This window comes from Pseudoruegeria sp. SHC-113, from assembly GCF_025376885.1.
Classification (GTDB): domain Bacteria; phylum Pseudomonadota; class Alphaproteobacteria; order Rhodobacterales; family Rhodobacteraceae; genus Pseudoruegeria.
Genome location: NZ_JAHUBR010000001.1, coordinates 916676 through 933294, shown reverse-complemented (window position 1 = coordinate 933294; position 16619 = coordinate 916676). Strand labels below are relative to the sequence as shown.

19 protein-coding genes and 1 tRNA gene are annotated in these 16619 nt (G+C 65.2%); 5 read left to right on the top strand and 15 right to left on the bottom strand.

The genetic code is table 11. The features are described from left to right. Positions 1 to 60: 60 nt before the first annotated feature. From KVX96_RS04670 to KVX96_RS04620, 11 genes are all read right to left on the bottom strand, one after another. Positions 61 to 393, bottom strand: a complete 333-nt coding sequence (locus tag KVX96_RS04670) for a hypothetical protein (protein WP_261193127.1) — start codon at positions 391 to 393, stop codon at positions 61 to 63. A 282-nt stretch (positions 394 to 675) separates the two neighbouring features. Further along, positions 676 to 3042 (bottom strand): AAA family ATPase, encoded by a 2367-nt coding sequence (locus KVX96_RS04665; RefSeq protein WP_261193125.1) that lies wholly within the window; start codon positions 3040 to 3042, stop codon positions 676 to 678. Next, entirely contained in the window at positions 3039 to 3797 is a 759-nt protein-coding gene (locus tag KVX96_RS04660) for a PD-(D/E)XK nuclease family protein (RefSeq protein WP_261193123.1), read from the bottom strand. The genes KVX96_RS04665 and KVX96_RS04660 overlap by 4 nt, the downstream gene beginning before the upstream one ends. Beyond that, positions 3797 to 3997, bottom strand: coding sequence for a DUF6511 domain-containing protein (locus KVX96_RS04655; RefSeq protein ID WP_261193121.1), 201 nt, complete (start codon positions 3995 to 3997; stop codon positions 3797 to 3799). The genes KVX96_RS04660 and KVX96_RS04655 overlap by 1 nt, the downstream gene beginning before the upstream one ends. Positions 3998 to 4221: 224 nt before the next feature. Next, positions 4222 to 5898, bottom strand: a complete 1677-nt coding sequence (locus KVX96_RS04650; protein ID WP_261193119.1) for a DEAD/DEAH box helicase — start codon at positions 5896 to 5898, stop codon at positions 4222 to 4224. Positions 5899 to 5908: 10 nt separating this feature from the next. Then, the gene (locus KVX96_RS04645) at positions 5909 to 6511 is read right to left on the bottom strand and encodes a hypothetical protein (RefSeq protein WP_261193118.1); all 603 of its coding nucleotides are present in this window, start codon (positions 6509 to 6511) and stop codon (positions 5909 to 5911) included. Between the two features lie 14 nt (positions 6512 to 6525). Further along, positions 6526 to 7404, bottom strand: a complete 879-nt coding sequence (locus KVX96_RS04640; protein WP_261193116.1) for an ATP-binding protein — start codon at positions 7402 to 7404, stop codon at positions 6526 to 6528. Further along, positions 7401 to 7889 (bottom strand): hypothetical protein, encoded by a 489-nt coding sequence (locus tag KVX96_RS04635; protein WP_261193115.1) that lies wholly within the window; start codon positions 7887 to 7889, stop codon positions 7401 to 7403. The genes KVX96_RS04640 and KVX96_RS04635 overlap by 4 nt, the downstream gene beginning before the upstream one ends. 31 nt (positions 7890 to 7920) lie before the next feature. Beyond that, positions 7921 to 8283, bottom strand: coding sequence for a hypothetical protein (locus tag KVX96_RS04630; protein WP_261193113.1), 363 nt, complete (start codon positions 8281 to 8283; stop codon positions 7921 to 7923). After that, complete coding sequence (locus KVX96_RS04625; RefSeq protein WP_261193112.1) at positions 8283 to 8489, bottom strand: helix-turn-helix transcriptional regulator; 207 nt, start codon at positions 8487 to 8489, stop codon at positions 8283 to 8285. The genes KVX96_RS04630 and KVX96_RS04625 overlap by 1 nt, the downstream gene beginning before the upstream one ends. A gap of 211 nt (positions 8490 to 8700) precedes the next feature. Then, on the bottom strand, positions 8701 to 9384 hold the full coding sequence (locus tag KVX96_RS04620) for a hypothetical protein (protein ID WP_261193110.1): 684 nt from the start codon (positions 9382 to 9384) through the stop codon (positions 8701 to 8703). 110 nt (positions 9385 to 9494) lie between these two features. Between KVX96_RS04620 and KVX96_RS04615 the strand changes: the two genes are divergently transcribed. Further along, entirely contained in the window at positions 9495 to 10172 is a 678-nt protein-coding gene (locus tag KVX96_RS04615) for an XRE family transcriptional regulator (protein WP_068344375.1), read from the top strand. A gap of 31 nt (positions 10173 to 10203) precedes the next feature. Here the strand turns inward: KVX96_RS04615 and KVX96_RS04610 are convergent, their stop codons facing one another. Continuing rightward, the gene (locus tag KVX96_RS04610) at positions 10204 to 12015 is read right to left on the bottom strand and encodes a hypothetical protein (protein ID WP_261193108.1); all 1812 of its coding nucleotides are present in this window, start codon (positions 12013 to 12015) and stop codon (positions 10204 to 10206) included. Between the two features lie 2 nt (positions 12016 to 12017). Continuing rightward, positions 12018 to 12341, bottom strand: a complete 324-nt coding sequence (locus KVX96_RS04605; RefSeq protein ID WP_261193107.1) for a hypothetical protein — start codon at positions 12339 to 12341, stop codon at positions 12018 to 12020. A 348-nt stretch (positions 12342 to 12689) separates the two neighbouring features. Here KVX96_RS04605 and KVX96_RS04600 point away from each other — a divergent pair, with 348 nt between their 5' ends. The 4 genes from KVX96_RS04600 to KVX96_RS04585 are packed head-to-tail and all read left to right on the top strand — an operon-like array spanning position 12690 to position 15077. After that, entirely contained in the window at positions 12690 to 12908 is a 219-nt protein-coding gene (locus tag KVX96_RS04600; protein ID WP_261193106.1) for a hypothetical protein, read from the top strand. Positions 12909 to 12964: 56 nt separating this feature from the next. Continuing rightward, a complete protein-coding gene (locus KVX96_RS04595) occupies positions 12965 to 13381 on the top strand; it encodes a DUF2924 domain-containing protein (RefSeq protein ID WP_261193105.1) in 417 nt (138 codons plus the stop codon). Next, positions 13378 to 14697, top strand: a complete 1320-nt coding sequence (locus tag KVX96_RS04590; protein ID WP_261193104.1) for a recombinase family protein — start codon at positions 13378 to 13380, stop codon at positions 14695 to 14697. The genes KVX96_RS04595 and KVX96_RS04590 overlap by 4 nt, the downstream gene beginning before the upstream one ends. Continuing rightward, a complete protein-coding gene (locus KVX96_RS04585) occupies positions 14697 to 15077 on the top strand; it encodes a hypothetical protein (RefSeq protein WP_261193103.1) in 381 nt (126 codons plus the stop codon). Before KVX96_RS04590 ends, KVX96_RS04585 begins: the two co-directional genes overlap by 1 nt. Positions 15078 to 15085: 8 nt before the next feature. On the opposite strand, the gene KVX96_RS04580 is transcribed toward KVX96_RS04585, so the two are convergent. Both KVX96_RS04580 and KVX96_RS04575 read right to left on the bottom strand, forming a co-directional pair. Then, a complete protein-coding gene (locus tag KVX96_RS04580) occupies positions 15086 to 16024 on the bottom strand; it encodes a metallophosphoesterase (RefSeq protein ID WP_261193102.1) in 939 nt (312 codons plus the stop codon). A 438-nt stretch (positions 16025 to 16462) separates the two neighbouring features. Continuing rightward, positions 16463 to 16552, bottom strand: a tRNA-Ser gene (locus KVX96_RS04575). Between the last annotated feature and the right edge of the window lie 67 nt (positions 16553 to 16619).

Below are 16619 nucleotides of genomic sequence, written 5' to 3'. Positions count from 1 at the left end.
GGGTGGAAGACGACGGCGGTTGATGCTTGGCGGTACCGGCCGCCGTCGTCGGATTTCGGTTCAGGGTTTCTTGCGCCTGCCGTGTTTGCGCAGATGCCGCGACACCCGCTTGCGCCCCGAGCCGGAGACGGCCTTGCCGGGCGCATGGTGGACAGGGCAGCGCCGGTTCAACGACCCGGACTTGAGGCCGCTTGAACATTGGAATGGCGTTCCACACTCGGCGCAGTAACTTTGCCAGAGGATGATCGGAACGGTCTTTCCGTCGCGGCTGACGTGCAGATCCGACCCGACCATCACGTATCGCTGGCCTTCATGCATCAGCACCGTGCCCGGGGCGGGCAGCACTCGAAAATCGATCTTGCGGATGACCCGCTGATTTCTCTTTGTGGGCATGTGCTTGCCGCCATGAGAGGTGGGCTGGCGATGGCCTGTCGCGCGGATACTACCGTCGTATGAGGGGGCGGACTGGAGGTCGCCCCCCTCATACGTAGTATAGGGGTTCCCACTCTTCCTCATCCGATCCTGACAAGTATCTGTTTTCACGTTGCTTTCTCCCGTTTTGGATGACAAAGGGGCATGACAGAGGCCTTTGTCATCGTCATCGCCAAGTCGTTGATTTCATTGGATTCATGACAAAGGCATGAGGATGACAAAGGCCTTTGTCATATGACGAAGTCACTCATCGAGCCCCTCCGGATAGAGCCAGACGGCGGGGTTCTCGACCTCCCTGGCACGTCCGGAATGGGGACATTTGAAGTGGGTTGGCAGGACCGGTTCGCCCTCCGCCAGGACCTCCCCGGTCTCGTCATCGACCACCGGGTCGCGGCCGAAGCGCATGCCCTCGACGCAAAGGTAGCCGAAGTGCGATCGCGTGGCGGGGTAGCCATGTTCGGCCAGATCGCGACGGAACTTCACGAAGCCCTTGGTCGCCAGCACGCTCAGCCGGTCGCGGATGGTGTACTGACTGCCCAGCCCGTGCTGGTTCTCGAAGGCCGCCCCGAACTGGGTGGAGGTGTAAAGCCGCCCCTCGACCGCCTCGTCGAGCAACAGGGCAAGGATCACGTCTTGTTTCCGAACGCGCTCGGCATCGAACTTCGCGCCCTGTTCGGCGCGCACCAGGCGTTCGTTCATCGGGTTGACCTCGACCCACGCCCCTTTGACCTTGTCGACGAGTTTGGCAGGCAGCGCGGGGCCGTTCCTGAGTTCGATTTCCAACCGGCGTTCGCTGGCGTCTTCGTCCGGCCGGTGCAGGATCAGACCCGTCGTGTAGAAACCCCTGAGCGCGCTGGCGCCGGACAGCGCGAGGAATGGATCCTCCTTCACCTGGTTCTTGGAGAGCTTCTTGGTGTGGTGGACGAGGATCACGCCGCAGTCGGGATTGACGTGGTCGCGAAGCACCTCGACGCGGTCCTTGAGGAAGAACATCATCGCGGCGTTGTCGTTCTCGCCGCCGCCATCGGGCCCGCCGTCGAAGAGGTTACGGATCGGGTCGATGCAGAGGATGTCGAGGGGCGCGTCGGGGAACGCGGCCCGGATCGCGGCGGCCAGGCGGGCGCTGCCCTCGGCATCAAGCAGCATCTTCAGCTTCGGGGTGACGACCAGGTTGTCGCGCGCCGCGGCGATCAGCTCCGCTGGCAGGCCGATCTGCTGCATGCGCTCGCGCAGGTAGTGATACTGGATCTCCGCCTGCAGGTAGAAGATCCGCAAGGGCCGTGGCGGGGTGAAGCCCAGAAATGGCACCCCGGCGGCCATGTGCACGAGCCAGGAGATTAGCAGATCGCTTTTGCCCACCTTGGGCGCGCCGCCGAGCACCAGGAGGCCGCCCGGCGTCAGCACCCGGGGGCCGATCAGATCGGCGGGCATCGGGCTCTGGTCGTCTAGCAGCTGCCCGAGCGTGAAGCTGGGCATCTCGTCGGGCACCGGGGCGGCGCTGTCGAGCCGGACGAGCGGCGGGCCGTGGCGCTCGACATGGCGCGCCCAGAGGCGTTCGGATTCGCGCTTGAGCCGGTCCACCGGCCACTGGGGGCGCAGCATGGCGGCGTTGTAGCCGCAGATCGCCTCCCAGCCCTCGTTCTTCGAGAGGCGCCCCTCGTGGACCAGCCGGATGAAGTAGCCGATGGCGGCGGAGGCGCCTTCGAAGCGCGACCAGTCGTCGGAGCCGCCCTCGCGCACCGGGGTGACCAGAACGTCGTCCACGGCGGGCTTGTCGGCTGTGGCAAAGTCCGGCGTGAGGTTCACGCCCGGCGCGGGCGGCATGTCGGCCACGGCCTCGGCGAACTCGTCGAGATCGCGCTCGAGGCCAGCATTCAATTCGACGATCCGCACCAACGTCTTGAGGCCGTTCTTGTAATAGACCGAGCCCGCCACCCGGATCGGCTGATGCGCCGAGCGGAAATGCATGTCGCCTCCGACCTTGGCGGCAATGTCGCCACGCAGACGGCAAAGGCGCCGGATGTCATCGCCCTCGGCGGGCTCGGTGAGCTTCCACCAGACGTGCGCTTTCCGCTGGCCCTCGGGCGTGATGCCGCCGCTTTCGACGACCATTGTGGGCGGGCCGAGATGGCGCTCCAGATGGGCGCGCTTGGAGGCGATGTCGCCGCTGTCGATGTCGACGACGACGGCCTGCATCTGCGCCACGTCGGCGGCCTTGGCCTGGCCGGTTTCCGCGACCGTGCCGGGGATCACATAGACCGCCGCGCCTTCGCGCGCGGCCCAGTTGGCGAAGGTCGCCATCTTCTCCGGCGCCGTCGCGTCGGCGGCGATCCAGATGTTGTGCGGCCGGCCGTCGATCCCCTGTCCTTTGTCGATGAAGCTGCGCACCGGGACCAGCCCGTCGCAGTAGCCGAAGACCACCTCCATGAAGGAGGCGATCTGCTCGGGATCCGGCTCGTCGCCGAACGGGTCGAGCATGGGTGCGGCGTCGTTGAAATCGCGCCAGGGGTTGAAATGGACGAGGTTGGCCTCGGACTGGTCGGCCGTGTGGTCATCGCGCATGTCGGTGTCCTGGGGTGGTTCGGGCGGGTCTTTGGGGGCGTCGCTCATCGCGTCAGGCTCCAGCAGCGCTCGGCCCAGGGGCAGAAGCGGCACTCGAAGAAATCGCGGTTCCGGGCCACGCGCGGCAGCAACTCGCCCGCGTCCGTCGCTCGCAGGATCCGCACCGCGCGATCCGACATGCGCTGCGCGAGATCGGCATCGAAGGGCACCAGTTCGTGGTGCAGCTCGGCGGTGTCCTTGTTGATCGCTGTGAAGAGCGCCGGGTTGGACGAGAGGCCCGGCACCGTGGCTTCCATGTAGGCCTGGTAGAGCGCGATCTGGGCGGCATAGACGGGCTTGGAGACGGTCACGCCCTTGGCCACCGTCTCGCGCCAGTTCTTGGCGTTCATCGTCTTGCATTCCCAGAGGGCGGGTGTGCGCAGACCCATGGCGGCAGGGGCGCCCACGACGATCCCGTCCACATGGCCGCGAATGCGCCCGCCCGCGACCGAAAAGCCGAACTGGCCCCCGTCGCGCTTCCGGGTGACCAGATCGAGCCCGGCGGCGCGCAACCACTTGATGGCGAGATCCTCGAGCGCGTGCCCGATCGCGAAGATCCTGAGCGACCGGCCGGAAAACTCCTGGCTCTCGTCCTTGGGGGCCTGGGCGAACTCGAACTGCAGCGCCCGCTCGCAAGACTGCCCCAGCCGGGAGGCCCCGAGATAATCGCGCGGCGGGGTCGCGGCGCGTTCGGCCTCGAGCGCGGCATCCACGGCGGCGTTGATGCGCTCCGCGATACCGGGGCGATGGTTGTAGTCCAGCATCAGAACGGGATCTCCGATTGGCTGGCGATCTCGGCCATCTCGGCGCGGAAGGCCTCGACGGTGGTGACGATCAGCCGGTGCATGTCGTTCTGCGTCAGCTGGCCCAACGGACGGTCCCAGCCGATCCGCTCCATCTCGGGGGCAAGCGCACGCATCACGGCGGGCAGCGCCCGGGTTTCCTCCTCGGTGAAATCGACCATGTTCAGTCCTCTCTTTGCCTTTCGGGTGAAGGCCGCCTGGCAGCCCATTGAGCAGAACCAGCGGCGGGTTCGGTGCGGACGCGGACGGGAGGCGTCGAACCAGCCGAAGCCGCGGGTTCGGGATGTGCAGACGGCGCAGAGCACCGGGCGCGGATGCCAGAGGCGATCAGAGCCCGGTCGATCCGCAGCCGCTGCGGGCGGGGATGGGACTTGCGCGACATGGCTCACGCGGCCCTCCGTTCCGGCATGGCGGCGGAGCGGACGAGTTGCCGTATCGCGCGCTTGTGGAACCGGAAGGAGATCAGCGCCGAGGCGTGGTAGCGGGTGAGCCCGTAGTCCTGCCGCGCGCTCGCCGGCAGGTATTGCAGCTGCTTCTCGGTCGGCGCCTGGCGCAGCCAGCCCCGGGTCTTGAAAGCGCTCTCGTCGCTCTCATGTGTGTTCAGCCAGTCATCGGCCTGTGCAAGGCAGACGGCGCGTTCGCCGATGCCGAGAAGCCGGGGCTGCGCCCCGCGCCGGCCACCGACCGCATGCCAGAGCCCTTCGAGCCAGAAGATGCCGGCCCAGGCGGTGAAGCCCGTGGCCATCAGCGCCGCCTCGTCGCCGAAGAGGTCGACCCACTGGAAGCTCGACCGCTTCAGCAGGTCGATCTCGGTCATCACGAAGCCCTCGAGCGCTTCGGCACCGGCCTCGTCCTTCGGCTCGACCAGCAACGCACCACAGAGCGGGCATTCCCGCGCACCAAGCGGGATCTCGGCCTCGCAGTCCGGGCAGGTCTTCGTGGGCGCCATGCCGACGGCATCGCGGCCATCGAGGTCCACGTCCTGTTCCAGCGTGCCGTGCATCAGGCTCGACGTCCCGAAATCCAGCACCACGCAATCGGTCTTGACGATGCCAGGATGCTCGGCGGGATCAACGGTGCGCAGGCCGCGCCCGACCATCTGGATCATGGTGGACTTGCAGGAACTGGGCCGCAGCAGGATCACGCAAGCTGTAGGCGGATGGTCGAAGCCCTCCGTGAGCACGGCGACGTTGACCAGCACGGCGATCTCGCCCGAGGCGTAGGCGGCGAGGATGTTGCGGCGCTCGTCGGCTGCCAGATCGCCATGGATCAGCCCCGCCGGAATGCCCGCCGCGTTGAAGGCCTCGGCGACATGGGCGGCATGGGCGACGGTCGAGCAGAAGACGATGGTGGGCCGCCCGGCGGCCTTCTCGCGCCAGTGGCAGATCACCTCGTCGGTGACCGGCGCGCGGTCCATGATCCCGGCGACCTCGGTCATGTCGAAGTCGAGGGCGGTCTTGCGCACCTTTTGCAGTTGCGCGCGCACGCCCACGTCGATCACGAAGGTGCGCGGCGGCACGAGGTGGCCAGAGGCGATCAGCTCGCCCAGCCGGACCTGGTCGGCCACGTTGTCGAAGACCCGGCGCAGCCCCTTGCGGTCGCCGCGGTTCGGCGTGGCGGTGACGCCGAAGATCCGGGCCTCGGGGTTGGCGCCCCGCACCCGGTCGACAATGCGGCGGTAGCTCTCGGCAATCGCGTGATGCGCCTCGTCGATCACCAGCAGATCGAGCTTGGGCATGGCCGCGAGATTGGCAGCGCGCGTGAGTGTTGGCGCCATGGCGAAGGTGACCTGGCCGGACCAGTCCTTCGTGACGGCATCCACGACCGAGGTTGAGATATCGGGATTGACCCGGCCGAACTTCTCGCGGTTCTGGGCCGTCAGCTCATCGCGATGGGCCAGAACGCAGGCCTTGGCGCCGCCCTCGACCATCTTGCCCGCAACGGCGGACAACATGATGGTCTTGCCCGATCCGGTAGGGGCGATGCCGAGCGTGTTGCCGTGGGTCGAGAGCGCAGCGAGGCTGCGCTCCACGAAGAGTTTCTGGCGGGGACGAAGGCGCATGGGGGTGCCCTCACTCGGCCCAGGACGGGCGGCCCGGGGTTGCCGGGGCGGTGGGTTGCTGCGCGGTCGAAGACTGCGGCGCAGGTTGCGCAGGCGGCTGATAACCGTGCCCTGCCGTCCCCATGATCCGGGCATAGTCCCGATGATCCGGCGTCACCGCCGCGCGGATCTCGTTCTTCTCCTCGCCCATGGCGTCGGTGCCGACATCGATCCGGGCAACGAACTCGAGCCCGTCGAGATCGGCAAAGCCGCCGATGCGTCGCGCCGCCTGCGCCTGCGGGGACTGGTCCTTGTCGGAAATCCCCCGCGCCGAGTTCAGCATGCCCCGGATCAGGCTGCGGCCCATGTTGGCCCAGTCCGGCCCCTTGGGGCTGTAAAGCCCGATCAGCGTGAAGATCTTGCGTCGGGCATAGGGGCCCTCGGTCACGGTGAACTCACCGTTCAAATACACCGCGCCGGTGGAGCCGCGGGTGGCATAGCCCCCGGTCCAGCCCTGCGAAGGGTCGTCGAAACCACCGGGCCGGATGGTCAGCCGCACCTTGGCGAGCGTGCCCTTGGGGATGAGGTTGGCATTGGATTGCGCGTCGTTGAAATCGTTCCAGAGACCGGTCATGGTGTGGGGTCCTTTCAGTTAGTGGGATCGGATTGAGGGGTCGTTGCCGGCGCCGGGATGCGCGGCGCGTCGGTGACAAGCGGACGTGCATCGATCGGAAGCGGCTGGCGGATCTTCTTGATGAGTTGGCCGAGATCGGGGGGCTCGAGCATCTCCAGCCGACCGGAGCGGTCCTTGGCCGGATAGCCCCAGGGGTTCTGGGTCTGGCAGACGAAGACCCGCCGGGGCACACCCTGGTCATCTGGCAGCAACGTGAGTGTCAGCACCTCGTCGACGATGCCGGGCAGTTCCAGCCCGGTCTTGGAGCCCTCGATCTGCGGCACGAAGACCTTGCGATTGAAGTCGTCGAGCTTCTCGTCGAGGATGCCGACGAAGATCACGTTCTTCGCCCGCGTGTGCTGCAGATGGGTGAGCCAGGCGATCATCTCGCGCCCGTGCAGCCCGTAGGCGCCGCGCACATCCGGCTTGCCGGTCTTGTCCGAATGCGCCTCGGGCTGACCCTTGCACCACTGGAAGCAGAGGCGCCCGGCGACGGTGATCGAGTCGACGAAGATCGTGTCGTACTTGTCGAGCGCAGACGGATCGCCGAACTTCTCGCAAACCGCGTCGTAATGCGCCCGGCTGTAGGGCTGGTCCTCGCGCAGCGCCGGGTTGGCTCCGCCGATGAACACCGCGAAATCCCGGCATTCGGTCCAGGTGCGCGGCCGGATCGTGTCGATGGCCAGCCCCTCGACGGCGAGATCACCCGCTTCGAGGTCGAAGAACAGCGTCGTGCTTGCCTTGAGCGTGCGCAAAAGTGTGGTCTTGCCCGCGCCGCTGGCTCCGAAGATCGCGGCCTTGACGCCGCGCATCTCGGCCAGCCGCTGATCGGCGGTGATGATTGGGAGGGTCATCGATCCGCCCCTTCCGGCTTGATCTCGACCTTCAGCGCACCCGGACGCACGGTGCGGGCGGGCTCGAATCCGGCGCGGATCGCCTCGGGCCAGGCGGCGTATTTGCGCTCGGGCACCTTGTAGGTGACATCGACATATTGGGCGGGATCGTCGCCCGCGGCGCGGATGCGCTCAACCATGGCGGCAAGTTGCTCCTGGTCCCAATCCACTCGCTTGGGCAAATCGGCGACCACGGTAAAGTCGCCATCGGCGATGCGCACGGTGCCGGTGTCCTTGCCGCAGGCGCGGCGGGCCTCGGCGGCGCGGGAGCCGTAGCGGACATCCAGCGCGGCGTTGAACCGGGCGCTGACGGCGCGCATCTGGCGCGCGGCCTCGGCGATCTCGCGCTGCAGGACGGCGAGCAGTTCGACCGGCAGCTGGGCAATCTCGCCGGTGGGAAGGTTGAGCAACTCGTCGATGCTCGGGGTGTTCTCGGGATATGGCATGGGTGTCTCCGGTTTTTTGGGGGAATGGGTGTCAGGCCGCTTCGAGCAGCCGCATGGACAGGGACGCGCCGGGCGGGCCGGGTCTGGGTCGAGCGATGGCGATGTAGGCGAATTCGTCGGGGTCGAGCCGGGTCTGCACGAGATGCACCAGCCCCTGGTCCGCTGCGCGCATGGCCGCCGCCGCTACCTGCTGCAGGCTGCGTTGTTGCTCGGACGAGAGCCGCGAGACGACCGAGGTCGCATCCACCGCGAGAAAGCCGCGGTGATAGACCAGCGTCTCGCCGGGCTCGGCCTGCGCGATCCAGGCGCAGAGCCCGACCTCGTCGAGACCGGGGCCGTTCAACCCGTGGATCGGTACCACCTCGGCCTCGGTGATGGGCGACAGGCGTCCCATCACGCCGCTCCCGGCGCGGTGTCGGCGGTTTGTTGCAACTGGCCTTGCTCGAAGGCGATGATGTCCTCGAGCCGGTAAACCACCCGGCCGCCGATCTTCATGTAGGCCGGGCCTTCACCCGCCCACCGCCAACGCTCCAGCGTTCGGTGGGAGATGGTCCAGCGCCGGGCGAGTTCCTTCTGGTTGAGACATTGTGGTTTCCGCATCGTGCTACCCCTCGTTGATGGCTTCGGGGAAGTGATGCCAAATCCCGCTGGGGGATGTCGTCAGGATCATCGGGGGATGCGGAGGGGGATCACTTGCGCCTTGCGGCAGTGGGGTTTCCGGTCAGGTGGGGGATGGGTGATCCCCCACCATCCCCCTGCCGATCCCCCTTTGGAGCAATCCGCGAGTCGGATCGCGAGGGGAAGAGGCGTTTCAGTCGACGTTCAGGCGATAACCACCCTTGCGGTCCGAGCGGATCAGCTGGCGCCAGTTCTTCTTCGACTTGAACACGTCGGCCATGCGCAGGCTCTTCGAGCCGGCCATGCTGAGGATCGCCTTGCCGTTCTGCCAGGGCTCGCCGGCTTGGGCGGCCGCGTGCAGCGCGCGCACCACCTCGGCCTGGATCGGGCCCAGCTTGAAGCGGTAGCCGTTGCAGCGCACGTCCTGGTAGTCAGCAGAGACGATGAAGGTGTTCTCTTCGCCAGCCTCCGAACGGCCGGAGAATCCGGATTGGATTTCAAAGCGGTCTCGTTCATCCCGCCGCAACAGGAGATCCCCGATCAGCACCAGAACCGGCTCCGCGCCGTCCTGCACGAACGAGTAGCCAGCCCGGTCCGTGCGGAACGAGCTCACATGGATCTGGCCACAGCGGAACAGTTGAAAGACGTCCTGCGCATGCAGATCCAGCAGGCCGTTGAAGCGGGTCTGCTCCCACGGCACCGGGAAATGCTCCCCCTCCGGCGTCTCTTCGAAATCGCCGAACTCGATCGGCACGCCGAACACCCGAACCGACAGCCGCAGCCTGTCATTCTCGGCGAGATAGATGAGGTCATCCTCGCTGATCGACCAGCGCTCCAGGATCTCGGGCAGCGTGAAATACAGCTTCTCGATATGCACGCGCGCCCTCCGAATCCCGCCCCGATTGTTTACCCTTTGTTCCTATTCGCTTGACGCCTCACGATCAATCCTGTTTTATCCTATTTCATCCACAACTCGCTGGGGACAACATGACCTTGCATCACACATTGGCCGACCGTCTCAGGGCCCGCGCGCACCAGCTCGGGCTCAGCCCCGCGCATGTGGCCGAGATGGCCGGGGTCAATCGCTCCTTCGTCTACGACATCCTGCGGGGCCGTTCGACCCGTCCGAACGTCGAACGCCTCGGCGCCGTCGCGCAGGTTCTGAAGGTGGAGCGCGACTGGCTGATCCACGGCATCGGCGATGTCGAGGGCACGCCCCCCTTCATCGAGAACCCCGACGAGGCCTTCGTCTCCATCGCCCACGCGAGCCCGCGCCCGTCCATGGGCGGCGGCGCGGTGGTGCAGGATCACGAGGACAGCGCCGGCCGCGCCTATCACTTCCGCCGCTCCTGGATAAAGGGCAGCCTCGGCGCCAGCCCCTCGCAGCTGCGCATCATGCATGTGGAGGGCGACAGCATGGCGCCGACGCTTTTGAGCGGCGACACGGTGCTGGTCGACATGGCCCGCCGCACCCCCAACCCGCCCGGCATCTTCGTGCTCGACGACGGCATGGGGCTGGTCGCCAAGCGGCTCGAGCACATCCCCAACAGCGACCCGCCCGCCGTGCGCGTCATCTCCGACAATCCCGTCTACAGCCCCTATGAACGAACGGCCGACGAAATCCACATCGTCGGCCGCATTCGTTGGTTCGCGCGGGAGATTTGAGGTGATCGCAATTAGCTTGCTTCGCTGAACCTCAACGGTCCGGATGATATCCGTGTTTGACCAAGGCGTCCTCGAAATCGCCGGCCAGACCCTCTTTCATGTCCCGAAAGCAGCGAACCATCTTGTTGACCTGCGCGATGAACTTGTCGTCCAGCCGCTCCGGGCCTTCGCCAAAAGCGAGGCTGGAGAGCATCGCGGCGGCAAGTGATCCATCCGGTGCCTGCGCCCATCTTTTTGGGGCGTCGAACAGCGGGCGAAGGCTGGGCGGTTCATTTTCCGCCCGGTGCTTCAGGCCGACTGAATGATGAAACGCCTGCCAATCCTTCAACTTCATAGTCAGCAGCTGCCAGATCTGCGCGCCCTGAAGCGGCCAGAGTGGCTCCTCCGCCAATCCGTCAACGTAGTCCGGCAGCGCGGGTTCAAAGTCCGCCTCCCGGCCGACGTCAGCCCCCCAGTTGTGCTTCCATCCACGGCAGACATAGCTTCTATCGCCGACCGGGAACCAAGGGACAAAAGGGTCTTCAGGGTTTTCGTCAAACCAGACGCAATTGACTTTTTCCTTATCTGGCAAATCGTCGTCGGCTGGCTTCGCGAGATCCTTCGCGGCATCCGTCCAGTGTGGGTATTGCAGCGACGAAAAGGACAAGCCGAGACGCAAGGCTTCCGGGCGGCCGTCGGCGACCAAATGCATGTCCACACTCATCGCCTGCCAGAAGGTATGCCATGCGGCACCGTGCAGGGCTTCGCCATCCAGCTCGTCCTCGAACCCATGCCAATCCATGTTGTCCGGGTCAAGCCCTGCCTCGCGGATGGCGGCGCGCCACATCTCATGCTCGCGCCGATTACGCCATTCCTGGATAGCGTGCTTCCTGATGTCGTCATCGGTCTTGTCGGCATACGATTTAGGTTCGTAGCGGTCCAGCGCCTCTTTCAACTCGGCCTCTGTCAACGCGCGGGTCCGAAGTTCCTCGAGCTTCGCGGTCGGCACATAGGCCGGCAGGCAAAGCACCGGGCGCGGCACATAGATTCGTGCCAAACGAATTTTCGGATAGAGGAGAGACACTCCTTCCGCCTGGATGTCGAACCCGGCAAGGCGCAGCCGGCTGTATTCCTCATATACGGTGCCCTCTTCGTCGCCGGGAAGGTGCTCGAAGCGATCAACGGGAAAGGTCTGTCTATGCAGATTGGCCAGCACTTCCGGCGCGCAGTCATGCATCGTGTGCGGGTGATTTCGGATCGAGTAGTTCCGAACCTCGTCGAAATACGCGATCACGTCGGTTTCCCGCGCGATCCGGTCCACGAACCGCTGCATCACATCGCGAAACTTCTCGAACAGCGGCACGTCGGCCTTGAGGCGTGGACGGGACGGTCCGTAAAACGATGTTCCGTCACACACGGCCAAGAGCATCTGGTCGCGCCGCATCTCAACGTCGAATTCCGGGTTCAGGAAGTCGGCAAGGTGCTCGCTGAGCCGGAGGAATGTCGCGCCCGAGGCGTTGAGATCGCCGTCCAGTTGTTCGCCGTCGAACCGGAAGTATCGCTTGCGCTTCTTCTCTTTCGACACCGCTTCATCCTCGCCAAAGGCAGAAAACAGAAACTGCCGGACCGTGAGCGTCGGTTTTTCGCCGGGGACGCGTTCTATGACACGCCCCAGGTTTCGTGCAATGGCGCTACGATCTTCCACCGGGAGCCTCGGCGTTGCCTTGAGATGACCCCGCAGCTTGCGAGCCTCTCTTTGCTGTCGGGCGCGGCGCTCCTGCAAGTCGGCCTCGATCTGTTGCTTGCCGGCGGGTTTTTGTGTTCCCGAAAAACGGTTTCTTGCATCGATGATACGGCTCGACATGGTCAGCCCCTCCAGTTCGGGCGCAACGAACGTACTTGTTTGGACCGGCGCGGGCGCGCGTGCTTCTCCGGAGGCCTGTGATAGCAGGTTTGCACCTTTTCATCGCGAGTGATGATCGCGCGGATGCGCAATGCTTTCTCGATAGTGGTGACGGCGAATCCCAACTCATACAGTTCCGAGAACTGCGACACGCGAATCTCGCGCGCTTTGCTCCCGTTACGTGCCGGGGTGTCATGTCCATAAAGAGCTACAAGGTTTAACGCCTTGCGGCAGATGCCTCGCTGGGCGATGCGCTGGTTGGCATGTGCGGTGATCGTGACAGTCATCTGATCGTTCGTTTGTGTTTGCATTGGATTGTCCTCAGTGGTGTTGACGAGGCCAATTTGCTTGACTGCGTATCATAAATCTCCCGCAATTTGGGGATTTTTTTGGTGGTATATTTTGGGGTAAACTGGTGGTGTTTCGTGATCTTTTTTGGTGGTTATTCATGTCACATCGGAGCTTTCTCTTGCGAAGCGATCTCCAGAAACGACCAACGTGGATCATCCCCAAGGCTGTACATACTACGCGCTTCGCGCAAATTCGCATCCCTGCGACAACCCTCTGATTTCCCTTGAAATCCGTCCCCTCGCGCGGCGAACACGGAGCAAACTGCCTCAGGAGGTTCGCTCCCCATGCCCGACGATTTGTCCTTCGCGCCGCCCGCCGAGACGCTCACGACCAGCCAGCGGCTCGCTGAGCTGGCCGAGATCCTCGCAGGCGCCATTATGCGCGCCAACCCACCGAAACCTCAGGATAATTCTTCCGCGCACCCAGACAGTTCGCTGGACATTCTCGCCCTCAGACGCCGTCGTCGGAGGCAGTTGCGAAACCGAGTTGGAGGCGAAGAATGAGACACACAAGATCGAATGGAAGCGCGGCGGGACGGCCCGACGTCCTGGCGGAACTGATGGCCCTGCGGGCGATGAGCGTGGCGCAGTTGCGCGAGAAGTGGGAGGCGCTGTTCGATGCGCCCGCGCCGAATGGCAGCCGCGGCAACCTCGAGCTTCGGCTTGGCTACCGCATCCAGGAGCTGGCCCTCGGCGGGCTGGGGCGCGAGACGCGGCGCACACTCGACGTGCTGGCCGAGGAGGTCGCCGCCGGCAAGCTGGGCGGCCTGGTCTCGGACCCGCGCAAGCCCGCCCCCGGCACCAAGCTGGTGCGCGAATGGGAAGGCGAAGAGCATGTCGTCACCGTGCTGGCGGACGGGTTCGAATGGCGGGGGCGCCGCTTCAAGTCGCTCTCGGCCGCCGTGCGCGCCATCACCGGCGTGAACTGGAACGGCTGGCGCTTCTTCGGCCTCGACCGGACGGGAGGGGTGAAATGACCGCACGACAAACGCCTGCGCGCCGCCTGCGCTGCGCCATCTATACCCGCAAGTCGAGCGAAGAAGGGCTCGACATGGAGTTCAACAGCCTCGATGCCCAACGCGAGGCCTGCGAAGCCTATATCGCCAGCCAGCGCGCCGAGGGCTGGGCGTGTCTGCGGGAACGTTACGACGATGGCGGATTCTCCGGCGGCACGCTGGACCGTCCCGCGCTGGCACAGCTGATCGACGACATCGAGGACGGGCTGGTGGACGTGGTGGTTGTCTACAAGATCGACCGGCTCAGCCGCGCGCTGATGGATTTCTCGAAGCTGGTCGAGATCTTCGACCGCCATGGGGTGACCTTCGTGTCCGTCACCCAGTCCTTCAACACCACCACCTCCATGGGGCGCCTGACGCTCAACATCCTGCTCAGCTTCGCCCAGTTCGAGCGCGAGGTGATCGGCGAGCGGATCCGCGACAAGGTCGCAGCCTCGAAGAAGAAGGGCATGTGGATGGGCGGCTTCGTCCCGCTCGGCTATGACGCCATCGACCGCAAGCTGGTCATCAACCCGGCCGAGGCCGAGAACGTGCGCACCATATTCGAGCTCTTCGCGCGGTCCGAGACCACCGCCTCGGTCGTGCGCGAACTCGACGCGCGCGGCATCCGCTCCAAGCGCGGACGGCCCATCGACCGGGGCGCGCTCTACAAGCTCCTGCACAACCGCATCTACCGCGGCGAGATCACCCACAAGGGCGCGGTCCATCCCGGCGTGCATGAGGCGATCATCAGTCCGGAGCTGTGGGAAGCCGCCCATGCCGTTCTGAAGGGCAACACGCACGCACGCGCCGGACGAACCCGGGCAGCCGCGCCGGCCCTGTTGCGCGGGCTGATCTTCACCCAGACCGGCGCCGCGATGACGCCGCATCACACCAAGCGCAAGGGCAAGCGCTATTGCTACTACACCTCGATGGACGTGATCCGTAGCCAGCCAAGGGCCGAACTGCGCGGGCCGCAGCGGCTGCCGGCGGCGATGGTCGAGGAGGCTGTGATCGCGGAAGTGCGGCGGATGCTGCGCACGCCAGAGATCGTGGCGCGCACGGCGCGGGCGCTGAGGAAGGAGCGCCCGGATCTCGACGAGAACACCGTCGTCGCCACGCTTGGCCAGTTCGACGACATGTGGGCCGCGCTGATCCCGGCCGAACAGGCGCGCGTCGTGCAGCTCTTGGTGGCGCGGGTCACGGTGGGCGAGGACGGGATGGACATCGACCTGCGCCATGACGGGCTTGGCGCGCTGGCCAGCCTGCTGACGCCCAAGACCGAGGACGCCGCCTGATGCCAAGCACCAACACGATCCGCGTCCACGTGCCGCTCACCTTGCGCAAGCGAGGCGGCCGCCCGCGCATCCTGCCGCCGAAGGAGATTGAGGCCGCAATGCCCACCGGTCAGGATCCCCGCCTCTTGCGCGCCATCGGCCGAGCTTGGCGCTGGCGAAAGATGCTGGAGAGTGGCGAGGTCGCCACGCTCACGGATCTCGCCGCCGACGAGGGCCTCTCCGACCGCTACCTCAGCCGCCTCACGCGCCTCGCCTGGCTGGCGCCCGAGGTGCTGGAACGCCTCGTCGTCCACCGCGAACCCTGCGCGATCACGATCTACGAGTTGTGCCTGATCGCCTCGCTGCCGTGGGAGCAACAGGTGGAGCGGGTGTTTGAGTGACCGTCCCGTCAACTTTTCGCGGCGTGAACGCGGATGCGCTCGGGCGTGAGCGTCCTGTCGCCAGCTTCCAATTCGTATGTGGCCAAGGGGCCGTCCTTACCTGCCGAATAATCAAGGCACAACGCATTGGGAGCCTGTAATCGCGGCGCGCCGGTCAGCCAGTAGTGGCCAAAGAATACCGGGCGCCCCGCCTTTGGATATGTCTGCGCCTGTAGGGTGTCGGGCAGAGGATCATCTGGCAGATCGTCCGGATCGGGCACCGAGATCGCGATTTCGCGCCACGTTTTCGCATCCGAGTTCCACCATTGCAAGCGAACGGCGTCGCGCCTGGTGCCGTCCTTGTCGTGAAAGCAGGCGCCGTCGGGCAGCTTGTGCTCGGGGCCCTTGGCGATTTCCTCGGTGAGGTGGAAAAGCTCGTTTTCCCGGTCGGCCGCCCATATCAGCTGCTCCTCCGACAGCACACCGTTGCCGGTGAGTGCCCGCACCCTGTCGATCGAGCTTTCCCGCCAGCAAGCGTGAACCGCCCGAAATCCGGCCTCTTCGATGAAGAGCGGCAGGGTGCGCATCCAATCCAGCACTTCGCGGGTATCCTGCGCGCCGAGCGGGAACTCGTTGAGAAAACTCTTGTGCTGGCGCAGGTTCTTGTCCGAGCGGTCGCGCAAAGGCTGGCCCGTTTGGGGATGCACGGTGTGGAAATGAAGGGCATTGAGCTCGTGGTTGCCCATGATCGCGCGCGCCTTGCCGCTGTCGATCAGGCTGCGGACGAGATCGATGACGGCCCTGTTCTCGGGCCCTCGGTCGATGAAGTCGCCCAGGAAGACGATGGCGCGCTCGGGTTCCGGGTGGACCCAGCCGGCGGCGCGGCGGTGCCAACCCAGATCATCAAGCGCTGTCCGCAGCTTGCCGATCTGCCCGTGAATGTCTGGGAAAATGTCGATGGTTGCCATGAAGTCTCCGTCTATTTGTTCCCACCTTACCAATACCGCGCGAAACCGGCGGCATTTTCATGGCCGCGCGGCGATGTGCGAGGATCAGGGCGCTGGCCAGTGACACACCGCCATGCGCCGTCATTCTTGCGAACCAATCTGCCACCAGCCCCAGCCACTACGCCTCCTGTTGGTTCGGGGCATGTTTCCCTCGTAGGCATTGGAAACAGGGGACGAAGTTTTGGCGGGGTTGAAACTCAGGTCATTGAAAACGCTTGCGAAAATCACAGCGAACCGAATTACGCGAGGTTCGCGCGACCAGAGACCCGGGGCGGTTCAGAGACCGAAACCGGGGGTCAGGCCCGTCTCAGAGGTTCGGACTCAGTCCGCAAACCCCTTTGAAAACAGGGAAAATTCCGGCGCTGACCGGGGGCGTTCGATGTTTCGCAATGGTGATGGTGGCGGAGAGACTGGGATTCGAACCCAGGGAACGCTCACACGCTCAACGGTTTTCAAGACCGCCGCATTCGACCACTCTGCCACCTCTCCGGTGCCGAGAACTCCTAGCGGGGCCGGGTTGATTCTGAAACCGCAAACTTCCGCGTGATCGGCTCGG

Coding starts and splice junctions, on each gene's coding strand:
- KVX96_RS04610 (WP_261193108.1), bottom strand. CDS start 12,015: ATGTCGAGCCGTATCATCGATGCAAGAAACCGTTTTTCGGGAACACAA.
- KVX96_RS04655 (WP_261193121.1), bottom strand. CDS start 3,997: ATGGTCGATTTCACCGAGGAGGAAACCCGGGCGCTGCCCGCCGTGATG.
- KVX96_RS04585 (WP_261193103.1), top strand. CDS start 14,697: ATGCCAAGCACCAACACGATCCGCGTCCACGTGCCGCTCACCTTGCGC.
- KVX96_RS04640 (WP_261193116.1), bottom strand. CDS start 7,404: ATGACCCTCCCAATCATCACCGCCGATCAGCGGCTGGCCGAGATGCGC.
- KVX96_RS04600 (WP_261193106.1), top strand. CDS start 12,690: ATGCCCGACGATTTGTCCTTCGCGCCGCCCGCCGAGACGCTCACGACC.
- KVX96_RS04590 (WP_261193104.1), top strand. CDS start 13,378: ATGACCGCACGACAAACGCCTGCGCGCCGCCTGCGCTGCGCCATCTAT.
- KVX96_RS04615 (WP_068344375.1), top strand. CDS start 9,495: ATGACCTTGCATCACACATTGGCCGACCGTCTCAGGGCCCGCGCGCAC.
- KVX96_RS04635 (WP_261193115.1), bottom strand. CDS start 7,889: ATGCCATATCCCGAGAACACCCCGAGCATCGACGAGTTGCTCAACCTT.
- KVX96_RS04630 (WP_261193113.1), bottom strand. CDS start 8,283: ATGGGACGCCTGTCGCCCATCACCGAGGCCGAGGTGGTACCGATCCAC.
- KVX96_RS04645 (WP_261193118.1), bottom strand. CDS start 6,511: ATGACCGGTCTCTGGAACGATTTCAACGACGCGCAATCCAATGCCAAC.
- KVX96_RS04595 (WP_261193105.1), top strand. CDS start 12,965: ATGGCCCTGCGGGCGATGAGCGTGGCGCAGTTGCGCGAGAAGTGGGAG.
- KVX96_RS04605 (WP_261193107.1), bottom strand. CDS start 12,341: ATGACTGTCACGATCACCGCACATGCCAACCAGCGCATCGCCCAGCGA.
- KVX96_RS04625 (WP_261193112.1), bottom strand. CDS start 8,489: ATGCGGAAACCACAATGTCTCAACCAGAAGGAACTCGCCCGGCGCTGG.
- KVX96_RS04580 (WP_261193102.1), bottom strand. CDS start 16,024: ATGGCAACCATCGACATTTTCCCAGACATTCACGGGCAGATCGGCAAG.
- KVX96_RS04660 (WP_261193123.1), bottom strand. CDS start 3,797: ATGCTGGACTACAACCATCGCCCCGGTATCGCGGAGCGCATCAACGCC.
- KVX96_RS04665 (WP_261193125.1), bottom strand. CDS start 3,042: ATGAGCGACGCCCCCAAAGACCCGCCCGAACCACCCCAGGACACCGAC.
- KVX96_RS04650 (WP_261193119.1), bottom strand. CDS start 5,898: ATGCGCCTTCGTCCCCGCCAGAAACTCTTCGTGGAGCGCAGCCTCGCT.
- KVX96_RS04670 (WP_261193127.1), bottom strand. CDS start 393: ATGCCCACAAAGAGAAATCAGCGGGTCATCCGCAAGATCGATTTTCGA.